This is a genomic window from Oligoflexus sp., assembly GCF_035712445.1.
In the GTDB taxonomy this organism is placed as follows: Bacteria; Bdellovibrionota_B; Oligoflexia; order Oligoflexales; family Oligoflexaceae; genus Oligoflexus.
In genome coordinates this window covers 20076-34506 of the sequence record NZ_DASTAT010000122.1, presented here as the reverse complement: position 1 = coordinate 34506, position 14431 = coordinate 20076, and the positions used below count along the sequence as shown (strand labels likewise).

The following is a 14431-nucleotide window of genomic DNA, read 5'->3' as shown; positions in this document are numbered from 1 at the left end:
CCGGGCGACGACCACCATTGGAATGCCCTGTTCCCGTCTCGGTTACGAGCCCACGACGAATAAGATCGGCGACGATGGTGGAGACGGTCGAACGACTCATGCCCGTTCTTTGCGAAATGTCGGCTCGCGAAATCTCTCGATCGCGCCAGATCATTTTCAACAGCGTACTGCTATTCAGGACGCGCATATAGGCCGAATCCAAAGTCTCCATCTCAGGTTTATCTCCACTCACAATTTCCACGTTTTTCCCCCATCGTTCGCCCTCAATGAAACCAAGGGCCCAGTGATTGATACCTTTTTGCGTGCGCACGAGCAAAGGGATTTCAACGACTTGTGCAGGGCGAACGCAAACGCAATCGTCATGATGAGCGAATGAAGTCGCGCGATGAACTTTTGATTTCATACCGATGGGAAGTTACGCGAACGGTGATGAAGGCTTCAAAAAATAGCGGAATGCTTTTCCGCTCTTTCCACGAAAACCCTTGCTGGGAAAGGATTATATCAGCGTATATTTTTCAGATCGGGCACATGACCTGCAGCAAAAGAGAGCAAGACCATTATCCAAAATGACGATTCGTACGGTTGTCGTCCAAAGTCATTTCCTACTTTTCTCTTGCCCTCGTTTCGATTTAGAGTCTAGGAAGCAGGGAATATCTTACTTCACGGGCCGCTTGAACAACGCTTTGGGTATATACGTGAAATCGGTATCGTTCGGACCTTTCCACATCAGCTCCAAAGCGATATCGAAACGCGGGCCCTGGAAGTAGCTGACGCGGAAGTTCACATCACCCGCTTTCAGGCTCGCGCTTCCACTTTTTTCCAGCACGGGATGAACGCCGTCATTGTCGATCACTTTCTGATCGGCAATGTAAAGGTTCGCGCCGTCGTCGGCGATCAGCTTGAATTCGTAGACCCCGTCCTGAGGCACCTTCACAATAAAATTCGCATCAAGACTGAACCATTCGAAAAGGTTGGCGACCCCAGGGAAGCCTTCGGAGAATTTTCTGACTTTGATATCGAGCTGGGACAGGCAAATCTTTTTGATCGACCTGAGCAGCGCATAGTCAGGCAGCTTCTGGGTATCAGGAGCCAACTGATAAAGGTCGGCCACGATCATGCGATCCGGTTCATTCGCGCATTCGGCGAAGAGCGGATTCTTCTGCACATCGGTGGTCGTCGTCGGCACGTCCTCGCTCTGCGTCATGACAGGGATGGCGACGGGAATGTCGACTGCATCGGTTTCCACCATCTGCTCGGTCAGATCCTCGGTTGCCGGAGGCAGAAGGCTCGACGATTCGGTACCTTCCTCGAACTTGCCTTCGGAACAGCCCAAGGTCATCAGCATGATAACGGCGGCTCCGGTCGTTTGAAGCTTAAGCATGGGTCCCCTCCAGGGCGTGCAAAGCGGTCCCTACACTATCGGCCTTTGGCGGATCGGGCTCTAGAAAGTCTTTATTACCTTATGGAAATACAGCGTTTTTTAGACTTGAATTGAAGGCTTGCGGAAGCGCGAAAAGGGGTTTTCGAAAGGCCATGCCCCGGGTCTTACCGGAAGGCAGAATGGAAAAAGGGGCCCATTTCAAAGGAGCCCCCTAACAGTCAATAGAGGTTGCAGACCGCAAGGCTTATGCGAGTGCGGCCACAAGATCCATAAGTGCATCCACGATACCGGCGACATCAGCGTTGGCTGCAGCCGCGATCAGGTCCATGATGGCAGCGACGATACCAGCGACATCCACGAGGCCGAAGGAAGGGATGAGACCCTTGCCGCCGACGGCTTGCTTCACGAGTTCGTTCGACAGTTTGGTTACGGCAGCCTGGTCACCGGCATTGGCAGCGGCGATCAGAGCCATGGATTTTTCACTCATGGCAGCGCTTTGCTGAGGGCTGAGGTTGCTTTGCGCGAAAGCGGCTTGAACCTGCTGCTCCATGGAAACCATGTCCATCTCTACAGGGGTTCCCGTGCTGGCTGTCATCACAGCGGCTACGTCATCAGCCTGAATCTGTTCGTCAGCAGCGTTTTGAGCCGTCGTTGCATCCTGAGTGGATTCAACAGAAGCTGGGGTCGGTACAGTTTGCGCCGGTTGTGCGGCCTTGGGTTTCATTACGGGTGCTTGTGCACAAGCTACGCAGGTCATGATCAAACTCAGGGTAATAATACGCATGCGCCTCATTCCTTTCTCTGAATGTGAAATTCGTCAGCCCTTGTGCTTGAGTCTTATTCAAGTTCAGGGCCACAAACCTTGCGCAATCTTTTCGATGACTTGGCGCATGACGACCGCAAAAAAATTGAGTGCGCGACAAGGTCCCGACCGGGTTCTTCATTATAATATATTGATATAATTGATAAAACGAGGTGTGTAGGGCGAAAATCTTCGATTCGAGTGGCCCACGACAGGCGGTTTTTGCGGATAGATCTGTGATCTTCGCCTGTTAAGGGGAAAACACCGATTTGCCTTCCGCCGCCTGTGGGGCCCTAATTGCATAATTTATCGCATCGGTCGCCGCAGGCCCAGCAAAGGCAGCATTTCATCATAGTGGCGCAAACCAAATCCAATCCATACGAGGATAGGAATAATGATCTGCATGAAGAAACTGTCGCCGACGCGCAGATGCGTGAAGATCGCTCCACCCATCCAGCCCGTGATCAGGATGGCTCCGATCAAGGACGTGCGCGGAATCAGGAAGAGGAGCGTGATGATGATCTCCACAAAGCCCAGCGGTTTGATATGCGCGGCGTTGATTCCGAAGTGATCGAGGCCTTTGAGCACCTCCTCCGACGCCATCACTTTATTAAAGCCGCTGAAGAGCAGCAGTAAACTCGGCAAGACGGATAACACCCAACCCACTTTTGATCTCATCTTCAAATCCTCGTGAAAGTGCTCTTACAAAACGATGAAGTTTCGGGATTGCTCTTGAAGCTGATTGTAGGTCAGCAGCGTCACGAGCGCAATGCAGATCAGCTCCCCTGGCCTCGGCTGGCAAGCGTGCGCGTGACCATGATGTCGAGAAGCTCCTCAAGCGCTTTTTGCACGGATGGTCCTTCCAGTATGCCGAGCGTCCGGGCGATCGCTTCGATAGTCGCAAGGCCTTCGGCTTTGGTTTCCTTGCGCACGCGATAGGCGCTGGGCGGCCCTGGTGGCAAACGCACGCAAGGCAGCGTGGCCATCACCGAATCGCGCCGCCGCATCTTGCTCGTCTGCCGCCAGTTGCCATCCGGCACAACCAGATGAAAAGGCCCATGCTCGGCCACCCACTCGGGGGTCAGGAGTATGGCGTCATCCGCGGGATAAAGCAAAATACCAGGCCGATCCTGGGGCAGATGCTGGGCAAGGTCATAGGGATGATCTTCAACGCCGCGGCTTAGAATCACGCTGTTCGGAAGAGCGAGTGAAGCAAGGCGTCCGGTGTTGGTCGGCACCTTGATCTCGCGCTTGTTCATCACCAGAATCAATTTCGTGCCGAGTGGGATGTCGGGAATATTCGCGCAAAGGCAGAGCTCCTGCCGCATCAGGCAGCGGCTGCAGCGAAGCCAGTATTTTTTTCGTGACGTCATGGGTTTCCCTCGTATCAAGCGAGGGAGCTTAGCACAGGCGGAATCAGGCCGCCAGGATCAGACGATCGCGGCCCTGCTGCTTGGCATCATAAAGAGCCTTATCTGCCCGTTTTAACCACTGTTCCATGGGTTCTCCAGATTGATAGAGCGCGACGCCCGCCGACACCGTGAAGGCAATATCCTGATCATTGTGACTGATTTTCATGCCGCGGATCCGACCCAGGAGCTTCGCGACCAGCTCGTTGGTTTCATGGAGGTCCGTGCCCTGCAGGATGACAGCGAACTCTTCCCCACCATAACGAGCCACGAAATCCGTCTTCCGTGGAAAGGACTGCGTGAGAGCCCGCGCGAAATTACTGATCACCGCATCGCCCGCAGGATGCCCATAGCTATCATTGATTTTCTTGAAGTGATCGATATCGAGCATGATCAGGCAGGATTTCTGTCCGGTCAGAAACGAAAACTGCGTGGTCTTGCGAATCTGCTGATCGAAGGTCGCGCGATTATAAACCTGGGTCAGTCCATCCAACTGCAGCTGGCTCTGCACTGTCTGGAGTTCCGACTGCAGGGTTTCCATCTGCTTCTTAAAGCTGTTCTGCAGCGCGCTATAATCCTCCTGCCGCGTTTTTTCCAATTCGGCCAGGGCAGCGAGCACATCCTTCACGGTCTGCCGCGCGGCGGGAAGATCCTGCGCAACCAGAGCTTTCTGCAAAGTGGCCCGCACCTTCAAAAGAACGCCATCATCCTTCTTATGGGCATCGAGCAGGCTGAAAATCTGATCCATGCCTTGCCACATGAGGCCGCGCAATTCACCCAGATAGCGTTTGCCTTCGCTGTTTTCCTGCAGCCGCGCATCATGGAAGCTCTGCCGCAGACGATCCAGGGCCTTCTTCGCATCACCGGCGAAGCGTGATTTGATCACGTTATCAAAGACGGCCTGGTATTCCCATTTCTCCAGCTTGAAGACCTGGCTGCGCGTTTGGCTGTAATAGTCGAGCACATCGCGAAATACCGCTTCGAACGGGGAAAGCAGAGTGACTTCGTTTTGGTCCTTGCTCTTGGTCATGGCGTCTTCTTTCAGGGGGTTATGGAAGAGTCTTCGGCAGTTTTCCGCGACCGGTTGAGGGCCTTGTACGGGCTTGCGCGGAAAAGCGCGGGAAGCGGACCCGGCAAAGCCCTGAATGGAACGGGGATACAGCCTCTTTTTTGATAAAAGGCGAGCGGTCCGCGCTTTACAAGCCGGCAGTGTTTTGCGAGAATGCGTGCTTCTTGAAAGTTACGGGAGGTTGACGGCCGATGGTTTGCGTGATCTCAGATCCCCTCTTCGAAAAACACCGCACGGGCTATCATCCCGAATGTCCGGAACGCGTTCAAAACACCGCACGTTATCTCGAAAGCGTGCCCTGGTTCTCCCGCCTGCCGAAGGCGCGGATCGCTGCGGCCAATGACGATTGGATTCGCCGCACGCACACCGAAAACGTCCTGGAACGCGCCCGGGAACTCTGCGCGTCCGGTGGCGGTCACCTCGATCCTGATACCTTCGTCAGCCCTGACTCCTTTCAGGTCGCCATGCATGCAGCGGGCTCCGCTGTGGCGGCTGTTGATCGCGTTCTGACCGGCGTGGACAAGACGACTTTCTGTTTGATTCGCCCGCCCGGACATCATGCGACGCCGACCCAGAGCATGGGTTTTTGCGTGTTCAACAACATCGCGATCGCGGCTCATTACGCCCGCGATGTGCATCATCTCGATCGCGTTCTGATCGTGGACTTCGATGTGCATCACGGCAACGGCACGCAGGATATTTTCTATGCGGATCCCGCCGTGCATTTCCTCAGCATCCATCGTTATCCTTTTTATCCGGGCACCGGCCATGGATCGGAAACGGGAACCGGCGCCGGCCTTGGCACGACGCGGAATATTCCGGTGGAGTTTGGAACCTCGCGCCCGAGTTATCGCGATCAATTCAAAAAAGGCCTGGAAGCCAGCGTGGAACAGTGCAGGCCGCAGCTGATTCTGATCAGCGCGGGCTTCGATGCGCATAAGGACGATCCGATTGGATCCCTGGGCCTTGAGGTCGAGGATTATGAAATCATGACCCGCTGGATTCAGGACGCTGCGGATGCGCACTGCGAGGGTCGCATCGTCAGCTGCCTCGAAGGCGGCTACAACCTTGACCAGCTGCCGATCCTGGTGGCTACGCATCTGCAGAGTCTGCGTTAAGAGGCCTTGTCATCTCCCTCTTTTCCCGCCTAAGCTATCCGTTTTATGCAAATGGATAGAGGGAGACCATCATGCCGCTTCACCTGCATCATCAGACCGGATTGGCAGATCTTTTGGCCTTGGGTGAGGCAAAGACGGGTTGGACTCTGGATGATGACGCTGCGGACCGGGTGAAAACCGCGCATGATCGCCTGCTGCAGCTGATTGAAAGTGGCGAGGCCACGGTCTATGGTCTTCACACGCACTTCGGCCATAATCTTTCCACCCGTGTTCCTCTCGAAGACTGGCAAACGCATCAGAAGGCTCTCCTCCTTTACCTGTGCGTCGGTGTGGGTCCGGCTCTTCCAGAGCGCGTGGTACGCCGGGCTTTGCGTCTGCAGGCCCATAAAATGGGTCTGGGTTTTTCCGGGCTGCATCCTAGGACCTTTCAAAAACTTCTGCAGCTCGCCGATGCGCCGTCTTTACCCTCTGTGCCAAGCCTTGGCAGCCTGGGTGCCAGCGGCGACCTGATTCCCATGGCGCATGCCGTGGCGCCTCTTTTCACTGACCATAAACCCGAGGGTCCGCGTGACGTGCTGGCCCTGGTGAACACCAACGCAATGATGGCCTCTCTGGCTGTCGAGATCTGGCATGATCTGATGGGTCTTAAAAAAGCGGCTGGCTATGGCTGGCTTTTGCATGCGGAAGGCCTCGGCTGGCAGCGGCAGGGTCACGCTCATGCGGGCTGGCAGACGGGCAATCAGTTTTCCGTGGTGCAGCAGCAATGGTTCGATCAGGTGCGGGACTGGCAGAAGGAGCTGGAGCAGAAGCGAAGCGGTCACGCGAAAAAACCTTCGGTTCTGCAGGAACGCTATTCGATTCGCTGCGCGCCGCAGATTTTTTTGGATATTGAAGACAACCTCCACTTCGCCGGTGAAAAAATTCAAAGGGAGGCTTTGAAGCTCGCCGATAATCCCATCGTGCGCGAGGATGGCATTTGGCACGGCGGACTTTTTTATACCGCAGCTCTCGCCAGCGCTGCCGAGCTGATGCAGAATGCGATCGTCCGTCTTGCCGATATGATGGATCGGCAAATACTGCTGACGGTCACGCCGGAAACCAATCATGGACTGCCCGAAAACCTGAGCACCCAGGAGCCCGGCAATCACGTCAAGGGTCTGCATCAGCTTGCATCCGCGGTGCTGCAGAAGATCAAAGGCATGAGTCTGCCCGCCAGTCTTTTGAGTTTTTCCTGTGAAAGCAATAATCAGGATGTGGTGCCGGCGTCGATGTCGAGTCTTCTGCTCGTCCGCGAATCGCTCGAACTTTTAGGCGAGGTCACGCGCATTCACCGTTTCATAGGCGAACGCGCGTTCTATCAACGTCAGGGTCAAGCCTTGCCGCCGGAATTGAATCTGGCTCAATTTCCGGCCTTCCGGCTTCGCTAATCAGGCGCCGCAGACGATGGTCGTGGGCGAATCGGGACCGCCGCCGATGTCATCGAGCTTCACATCGACTTTGCCGATGATGGGCACATCGAGGATGGTGATCTTGTCGGCGCTCAGTTCCACGCGCTTCAGCTTGATGCCGATGCCGAGGGCTTTCTTCGCGCTGGCTTCCAGACCGTAGAATTCAAGTCCAAGGGTCGTGGGGCTCGGCTGATAGATGCGCTTCACGCCGAATTCCGCGGAAAACTTCACCTTGACGTCGCCGTTGTTCACGTCGCATTTCGCAGTGGAACCCTTGACCAGGGTCACCGATGCGATGTTGCTCTTGCCATCGCTGGCAGTCCGCAGTTTTTCAAAGCGGCCCAGAAGGTTGCCAAGGTTTTGTCCCAGGCCATTTTCCGGAATCAAAGCCCCCAGCTCACCCGAGCTGCTGGCGAAGAACGAGCGTTCCAGCACGATCTGCCGCGAACTTTGATTGAGCCAGCCCACCAAAGGCGCTGCGGCTTGAATCACATCGCCCAGCGCAATCTCTTTGCCTTCCAGGCGCGTGACATCAAGGCCAAAGGCCAAAAAGAGACTATCCAGGGCAAAGTCCTGCGGCAGGCCCTGGACTGCGCGATCATTCAGACCCAGATTGAAACTGCCATCGCCGGAAACGGCCATCGACTGCAGCAGGGGACTTTCCTTGGCCGCATCTGCGCTCATACCCACGCCGGAGAGTTGAATCGCCCCCGGTGTCAGAGAAACTCTTTGCTCGGCATCCATGTTCCAAACCAGCCCGGCCTCGGTCCGCACGGTGGATGCGGCGCCATGATTGGAAACCAGAGCCCCCTGATCCAAGCCACCCGATTGCCATTGACGGGCGTCGAGACGAGCCTGCACGTCCTGATAGACATCATCCAGTTTCAAAGCCGTCATGGCCTGCTGCAGTCCAGGAGCATTCAGCTCATCGCGCGTGATGCTGAAGACGCTGGGGCTCTTCAACGCGCCGTTCAGAATTGTACTGAGGGCTTTGAACTGAGCAGCGGTCAGCGGCGCAGTCTTGCCAGGTTCGTTCACCGGACAATTCAACTCCCAGCCTGTACACCATTCCTGATAGGACTGGGCGATGCCCTCGTCGACTTTGACTTCAGACCGTTCACTGGAAACCTGCGGTCCGCAAGCGCTGAGACCGAGGCCCATCATCAGGACAAAACCCATGGATTGCTGCATGCTGACGGCAATAGGCCGCGTACGAAGACCTTGACGGTCCATTGTGTGATCCCCTTTTTCGCAACATAGTTGTGAAGACGAATTTTTTACTACACTGCAGAAGGCGCTTCCGACAGAAAAGGCATTTTTTCTAAATTGTGAGCGGGTTTGGGGAGATGAAAGCTCTGCACAGGATTTCGTGGTCCGCATCGACTTCCAATAGGCCAGCAAAGCCTTTTGCTGCAAGATTTACAAAGATTCTAATCAATAGAGGCTACTCATCACGAGCAGTAAGAACGGTCGACGTGATTTATGACTCATCAATTTTCGTTTTCTATTTACTCCAAGGTTCCCTTTGTGTATCCACACAATAAGATTTAATCGCATTTTTATAAACCGCTGGAAACATCGGTCCAGTGGGCTTTTCGCGATTTACTAGGAGTCCGCATGTCATTACAAACTGCCAGGAAGCAATACATTCTGTTTGCTTGTGCGATTGGGGGCTTTCTGCCGCTCAATAGCGCTGTCTTCGCCCAGGATACAGGCGTCATTGAAAACAAGGCGTCCGAGTCCACGACCCAGGAAGCTAAAGCCAAGAAGAAGAACGAGGAAAAAGGCACCGAAAAAATTCAGGTAACCGGCTCGCGTCTGAAGAAGATTGATGTGGAAGGCACGACGCCTATCAAGGTCATCGACCAGGAAGAAATCCAAAAGGCTGGTATTACCAGCGTCTCGGACCTCTTCCGAAATCAGACGGAAAACTCCTTCGGCAGTTATAACGGCGGCGGCGGCCAGATTTCGGATGGCCAGGCCACGATCAACCTGCGCGGGATCGGTTCGGACCGCACCCTGGTTTTGGTGAACGGCCGTCGTTTGCCCTCCGAAGCCTCGCTCGGTGGCGTGAACATCAACAATATCCCCATCGAAATGATCGAACGCGTCGAGATCGTGAAGATGAGCGCCTCGGCTGTTTACGGCGCGGATGCCGTGGCCGGCGTGATGAACGTGATTCTGAAAAAGAATTTCCGCGGTGTCGCCACCTCGCTCAGCAACACCACCACCACGCAGGGCGGCGGTGATGTGCAGTCGTTCAGCGCTGTCGGCGGAACGGATTTCGGCAACACCAACGTGACCGTTTCCGCGGGTGCGGGTCGGGCCTCGCCTCTTTTCAGCCGGGATCGCGACGATCTTTGGGCTTATAAAGGCAACTATGGTTACAGCGCCTATGCAAACCCACCCGGCACCTACAGCTGGGGCATCGTCGATCCGAAGCGTCCTTCGAACTCGCGCGGTGACTACGTCTATCGTCCAAGCTCGAACTGCCCTGAAGGCAACAAGATCGCCTTTGAAAACGATCCGACCAACGTGATGTGCCGTGGTCTGCGTCGCGATGCGAGCACCGCGGAACTCCAGACCGAGCGTGAAAACTGGTACGCGATGGCCAACACCAACACCGAACTCAATAACGGTGTCCGCGTGAATACCACAGCCATGTTCGCAGAAACGGAAACATTCAGTCAGAAGGTGAACCGCCTGGATACCACCGATCCGCTGACGGGCCTTGACTATATGATGCGTCTTCAGGATGCGCCTGCGGATATCCAGGCTCAGGTCGCCGGCCTCGGTCTGACGACGGACGAGACGACCATGATCAAGGTCCTGACGCGTGCGCTTCCCAATGTGAAGGGCAACACCAGAAACCGCGATACGGCCATGGGCGGCATGATCGGTTTGGGCGGCTCTCTGTCGGAGAACTGGGATTGGCAGGTGGACCTGTCGAGCTTCGGCACCCAGCGCCAACGCTATTACAACAACGTCGATGACAAGGTCGCGTTCTCGGAAAAGATGTTCCCCATGGATGGAACAACGCCGCAGCTGAACCTTTTCAGTCCTGATCCCGCTCTGCTGCAGGATTTCTTTACCAACCTTTACGGTAAAGAGCGCAACGGTATCTCGACCGCGACGGCTTATGCCACAGGTACCGCTGGAACATTGCCCGCAGGTGATATCAGCCTCGCCTTCGGTCTGAACGCCCAGCATGAAACCTACGAGTTGATCGCCGACCCGAAAGACAAGGAATTCTTCAACGAAGGTCCTCGTTATTGGGGCAGTATGAACTCGGACGGCAAGGGCGAGCGTGACGTCAGTTCCGCTTTCGTCGAAGTGAACGTTCCGGTCGCTGCCAAGACTGAAGTGGGTCTGGCCGGTCGCCTGGATAATTACGACGACTTCGGAAGCACGTTCAACTACGCCAGCACTTTGGGCTACAGCCCATTCAGCTTCCTGAAACTGCGGGCCAACTACGGCACCAGCTTCAAGGCGCCTTCGCTGTCGATGCTCTATGATAAGTCGAGCGGCGGTTACCTGACGGTGACGGATAAGACTTACTGTAAAGTCGAGCTGGGTGCGGAAAACCCCTGCGGTCAGGATGGGGAAGCTTATTCCGTCTATGTGAACAATCCTGGGAACAACGAACTTCAGGAAGAGACTGCGGTCGCGTATAACTTCGGTTTCGTTCTGCAGCCTGTTGACTTCTTCGACTTCACGGCCGACTACTGGGCTGCGAAGATTGAAGGCCTGCATAACCAGGAAGACCTCGACACGATCGTCGAGCGCGCCGCCCTGGGCCAGGCGATCGGCACCTCGCAGGTCGTTCGCGTCGACGATCCGAACCGTCCGGACTACGGCAAGATTTCCCGCATTGATAACAGCTACGTGAACCTCGGCAGCATGACCACGAGCGGTTTCGATCTGGAATCGAACTTCAACTGGAACATCACCAGCACGCAGATGAATCTTCGCACGCGTTATTCGAACGTTCTGTCCCGCAAGGAGCAGATCGCCGACGGCTCGCCGAACGAGGAATTCGTCGGTGCTTACGGTGTGCCTCGCTACCGTACGTCGAATACCTTTGGCGTCCGCAACGGCGGCCACCGCTGGAGTCTGGATGCCCTGACCATCGGTCGCATGGAGAATTCCCAGTTTGATAGTGATCCGAGCTACGGTTACATCAAAGCCTTCACCCGCTATGATACGACCTACAGCTGGGATCATCCTTGGAATGGAACCGTATCCCTCGGTGTCTTCAACATCGAGGACAAGATCGGTGGCCTTCACACCACGGACCGTACGCGCGGTCTCGTGTCCTACAGCAGCCGGAACTACGATGCGCTCGGACGCCGCTTGTATGTGGCGCTGCGCCAGAGATTCTAAAAGTTAGAAAAGTCTCTCTGAAGGGAGAGTCAGGCGGGATTTCCCATGGGAGGTCCCGCTTTTTTTGTGTTAGGAATGAGGGGAGCAGCTTTTTTAACGCAGGAGAGAGACATGAGACGTCCCTGGATCGCGGCGATATTTTTGCTGACCACACCCGTCGGGGCTGGCGAGCAGCAGCCTCCCGTCAACGATAAGACTGACCTATCGGGGTTACTGTCCCCGGATAAGAAACCCTGTGATGGCGAGAAAAAGAAGGCCGAGGCCCAGCCCCCACCCGCCGACGCGCAAAAAGCGGAGGCGGCCCTGGAGGGCCTCATTGGTGCTGAAAAGAAGCCCGATCCAGCACCCAAAAGCTTGGGCGCTGTCCCGGCTATGGGGAATTGTAAGTGATGGACGCCCGGGAGCGCTGAGTCTTCTCCCGCCCGTGGACTGGGCTTTCGCGCCACAACCGTGGGCCGAGCCTTTGCACGCTACCCTGCGCCCACTCCCCTGCCGTCACCCCCGCGCCCCAAAGGGCGCCGGGGGGCCAGGTGTCACACCCCAGCCGGCTTCGGCAGAAGGCAACCAGGCGTCGTCAAATCAATCTTCCCGGCCGCATTCCGGCAGCTATAAATCCAGTACGTCTGCTGCGCGTAACCCACGCCTTTCTGATAAGTGACGTTTCCATCCTTATCCACCTCGCAGGGGTTATTCACCTCACACTTGCGTCCTGATTCATTGATCGTATTATTCACCGCCACCACAGTCCGCGTTCCCTTGGCAACCACAGGCGAGCCCGATGTTCCACCAATCACATCACAACCAGGCCGGCTGTAACGGAGCGAGTCGTTAAACGTCCAGGTCCCCTCTTTCAGCGTCGGTGTGATCGCTTCCACCTGGCAGCTGTAGCCACGCTTCCAGTAACCCGAGATCACTTCAATGTCCGCACCGATTTCCGGAGCCTTGCTCGCGAGCGTCAGCGCCTTCGTCTCATACTTATTCAAAATGTCCTGATAGGTTTCCTTCAGAAGGTAAAGGCTCATATCCGTTTTCGTCATCGTCGCATACAAAAGTTTAGTCGCCGTCACTTTACCAAGCTTGGACGCGGTGCCGCTCAAAATATCAAAGGTCCGGCTTGCGTTTTGATTACTCAAAACCACGCCGGGCTTGATCATGCTCACGCAATGACCGTTACTCAGGATCATCGCCTGATCGCTATCCAGACTGTCTTCAAAACGTACGAGACTTCCCGAGCAACCCGACAAAGCCACGATTCCTTCAAAATCGTAGGTCGCCAAAGCTTCAGCCGCAAAGTCCGGAGCCGGAGGCAGGGCGCGGCCTGATTCAGGAAACGTATAGGCGTGGGCCGACGTAAGCGAACTCAAGACAAAGGGAACCGACAGTAAGAAACGCTTCATGTAGCATCCTCTCAAACGAACATAGTTTAATGGCTCTTCTTACTCCACAGCTAGCGATTCCGACGGAGGAAATCAATGCAGGATTATTGAACGTTTTGTTCAAGCTTCATCGTTTTTTGCGAGCGAGAGCTTGGAACAGCATGCGAACGAAGCGCTTTGCCACCAGGAAAGCTTGTGCTAAAACAGGCTGCTCTTTCCATACTTCCGGAGGAAACTATGCAGACTGCGTTTGATATCGTTATCTATGGCGCCACTGGCTTCACGGGCCGTCTTGCCTCCCAGTATTTAACCCGTGCCGGTCATGCTGAAGGATTGCGCGTGGCCATAGCCGGACGAAATCAAGAAAAGCTGCAGGCCGTGGCCGCATCCTGTGATCGCAAACCACAAATCATCATCGCTGATTCCAATCGTCCGGAAACCATCGAAGCGATGGTTCAGAAAACCAAAGTCGTTCTTACCTTCGCCGGGCCCTTTGCCATTCACGGCGAGCCCGTGGTCGCCGCCTGCGCGAAGTACGGCCGTGATTATCTCGACATCACCGGCGAAACACCCTTCATTCGCAGCATGATCGACCGCTACCAGGCGGAGGCCGAAAAAACCGGATCGCGACTCATTCCTTTCAGCGGCTTCGATTCGATCCCTGCTGATCTTACCGTATACCTTGCACTCGCAGCCGCACGCAGCCGCGGCTTCGTCCTTGATGACCTCAGTCTTTACTATCAGATCCGCGGCGGCCTGAACGGGGGCACGCTTGAGTCCGCTTTGAATATCGCCGAACACAGCAGCGGCCGCGAAGTCTTCGATCCCAATATTCTGATCCCGGATCCGAACTGGTCACGCGGTCCCCGGCCCGACCTGAAACCGCGCTTCGAACCTGTCCTGCAGCGCTGGTCAGCGCCTTTTTTCATGGGCCCCATAAATAAAGCCGTCGTCCGCCGCTCGTCGTGGCTGCGCGCGAAGCAGGGGAAAGTCGATAGCCCTTTTCAATACGAAGAGCGCATGGTGGTCGGCAAAAAACTCGGTCCGGTACAAGCAGGCGTTGCAACCGGAGTCCTGGCTGGCTTCAGTGTGCTCAGCGGCAATTCCCTGGGCCGCAGTCTTTTGCGTCGCTTCGGTCCCAAACCCGGCGAGGGCCCATCGGATGAGGCGCGGAAGAACGGTTTTTTCCGCGGCCAACTCGTGGGCCGTAGCCAGGGACTTTGCAAACTCATCGTGCGCATGGAACGCGAAGGCGATCCCGGCAATGATGTGACCATCGCGCTGGCCTGTGAAACGGCGCGCTTGGCAGCGGAGAATGCCTTTGCACCGAATGCCAAAGGCTTCATCACGCCGACCGTGGCCTTTGGCGATCAGTTAACCAAACGTTTGGAACAGGCTGGATTCCGTTTCCGTACGGAATTCGTCTGAAACCTCATAAGGCAGTC

General features: G+C 55.7%; 13 protein-coding genes. 5 read left to right on the top strand and 8 right to left on the bottom strand.

Features of this window, described 5'->3' with window-relative positions:
• The 6 genes from VFO10_RS25965 to VFO10_RS25940 form a co-directional block, all read right to left on the bottom strand.
• The coding region (locus VFO10_RS25965; protein WP_325144920.1) for a winged helix-turn-helix domain-containing protein at nucleotides 1-241 on the bottom strand (241 nt) is incomplete at its 3' end.
• Nucleotides 242-655: 414 nt separating this feature from the next.
• Nucleotides 656-1381 (bottom strand): PA14 domain-containing protein, encoded by a 726-nt coding sequence (locus VFO10_RS25960; protein WP_325144919.1) that lies wholly within the window; start codon nucleotides 1379-1381, stop codon nucleotides 656-658.
• Nucleotides 1382-1625: 244 nt separating this feature from the next.
• Complete coding sequence (locus tag VFO10_RS25955) at nucleotides 1626-2165, bottom strand: hypothetical protein (RefSeq protein ID WP_325144918.1); 540 nt, start codon at nucleotides 2163-2165, stop codon at nucleotides 1626-1628.
• 324 nt (nucleotides 2166-2489) lie between these two features.
• The gene (locus VFO10_RS25950; protein ID WP_325144917.1) at nucleotides 2490-2861 is read right to left on the bottom strand and encodes a DoxX family protein; all 372 of its coding nucleotides are present in this window, start codon (nucleotides 2859-2861) and stop codon (nucleotides 2490-2492) included.
• A 98-nt stretch (nucleotides 2862-2959) separates the two neighbouring features.
• A complete protein-coding gene (locus tag VFO10_RS25945; protein WP_325144916.1) occupies nucleotides 2960-3556 on the bottom strand; it encodes a tRNA-uridine aminocarboxypropyltransferase in 597 nt (198 codons plus the stop codon).
• A 43-nt stretch (nucleotides 3557-3599) separates the two neighbouring features.
• Nucleotides 3600-4622, bottom strand: coding sequence for a GGDEF domain-containing protein (locus tag VFO10_RS25940; protein ID WP_325144915.1), 1023 nt, complete (start codon nucleotides 4620-4622; stop codon nucleotides 3600-3602).
• 230 nt (nucleotides 4623-4852) lie between these two features.
• On the opposite strand from VFO10_RS25940, the gene VFO10_RS25935 reads away from it, so the two are divergent.
• Complete coding sequence (locus tag VFO10_RS25935; protein ID WP_349259387.1) at nucleotides 4853-5779, top strand: histone deacetylase; 927 nt, start codon at nucleotides 4853-4855, stop codon at nucleotides 5777-5779.
• 71 nt (nucleotides 5780-5850) lie between these two features.
• The gene (locus tag VFO10_RS25930) at nucleotides 5851-7206 is read left to right on the top strand and encodes an aromatic amino acid ammonia-lyase (RefSeq protein WP_325144913.1); all 1356 of its coding nucleotides are present in this window, start codon (nucleotides 5851-5853) and stop codon (nucleotides 7204-7206) included.
• On the opposite strand, the gene VFO10_RS25925 is transcribed toward VFO10_RS25930, so the two are convergent.
• Nucleotides 7207-8460 (bottom strand): hypothetical protein, encoded by a 1254-nt coding sequence (locus tag VFO10_RS25925; RefSeq protein ID WP_325144912.1) that lies wholly within the window; start codon nucleotides 8458-8460, stop codon nucleotides 7207-7209.
• Nucleotides 8461-8844: 384 nt separating this feature from the next.
• On the opposite strand from VFO10_RS25925, the gene VFO10_RS25920 reads away from it, so the two are divergent.
• Nucleotides 8845-11610 carry a TonB-dependent receptor plug domain-containing protein gene (locus VFO10_RS25920; RefSeq protein WP_325144911.1) on the top strand — a complete coding sequence of 922 codons (2766 nt, stop codon included), beginning with the start codon at nucleotides 8845-8847 and terminating at the stop codon, nucleotides 11608-11610.
• 111 nt (nucleotides 11611-11721) lie between these two features.
• Nucleotides 11722-12000 carry a hypothetical protein gene (locus tag VFO10_RS25915; protein ID WP_325144910.1) on the top strand — a complete coding sequence of 93 codons (279 nt, stop codon included), beginning with the start codon at nucleotides 11722-11724 and terminating at the stop codon, nucleotides 11998-12000.
• Between the two features lie 143 nt (nucleotides 12001-12143).
• On the opposite strand, the gene VFO10_RS25910 is transcribed toward VFO10_RS25915, so the two are convergent.
• Nucleotides 12144-13007 (bottom strand): hypothetical protein, encoded by an 864-nt coding sequence (locus VFO10_RS25910; protein WP_325144909.1) that lies wholly within the window; start codon nucleotides 13005-13007, stop codon nucleotides 12144-12146.
• Between the two features lie 216 nt (nucleotides 13008-13223).
• Between VFO10_RS25910 and VFO10_RS25905 the strand changes: the two genes are divergently transcribed.
• Nucleotides 13224-14414: a saccharopine dehydrogenase family protein gene (locus tag VFO10_RS25905; protein ID WP_325144908.1), complete on the top strand. Its 1191-nt coding sequence runs from the start codon at nucleotides 13224-13226 to the stop codon at nucleotides 14412-14414.
• The last annotated feature ends 17 nt before the right edge of the window (nucleotides 14415-14431 follow it).

Coding starts and splice junctions, on each gene's coding strand:
- VFO10_RS25960 (WP_325144919.1), bottom strand. CDS start 1,381: ATGCTTAAGCTTCAAACGACCGGAGCCGCCGTTATCATGCTGATGACC.
- VFO10_RS25930 (WP_325144913.1), top strand. CDS start 5,851: ATGCCGCTTCACCTGCATCATCAGACCGGATTGGCAGATCTTTTGGCC.
- VFO10_RS25915 (WP_325144910.1), top strand. CDS start 11,722: ATGAGACGTCCCTGGATCGCGGCGATATTTTTGCTGACCACACCCGTC.
- VFO10_RS25905 (WP_325144908.1), top strand. CDS start 13,224: ATGCAGACTGCGTTTGATATCGTTATCTATGGCGCCACTGGCTTCACG.
- VFO10_RS25940 (WP_325144915.1), bottom strand. CDS start 4,622: ATGACCAAGAGCAAGGACCAAAACGAAGTCACTCTGCTTTCCCCGTTC.
- VFO10_RS25935 (WP_349259387.1), top strand. CDS start 4,853: ATGGTTTGCGTGATCTCAGATCCCCTCTTCGAAAAACACCGCACGGGC.
- VFO10_RS25920 (WP_325144911.1), top strand. CDS start 8,845: ATGTCATTACAAACTGCCAGGAAGCAATACATTCTGTTTGCTTGTGCG.
- VFO10_RS25910 (WP_325144909.1), bottom strand. CDS start 13,007: ATGAAGCGTTTCTTACTGTCGGTTCCCTTTGTCTTGAGTTCGCTTACG.
- VFO10_RS25945 (WP_325144916.1), bottom strand. CDS start 3,556: ATGACGTCACGAAAAAAATACTGGCTTCGCTGCAGCCGCTGCCTGATG.
- VFO10_RS25950 (WP_325144917.1), bottom strand. CDS start 2,861: ATGAGATCAAAAGTGGGTTGGGTGTTATCCGTCTTGCCGAGTTTACTG.
- VFO10_RS25955 (WP_325144918.1), bottom strand. CDS start 2,165: ATGCGTATTATTACCCTGAGTTTGATCATGACCTGCGTAGCTTGTGCA.
- VFO10_RS25925 (WP_325144912.1), bottom strand. CDS start 8,460: ATGGACCGTCAAGGTCTTCGTACGCGGCCTATTGCCGTCAGCATGCAG.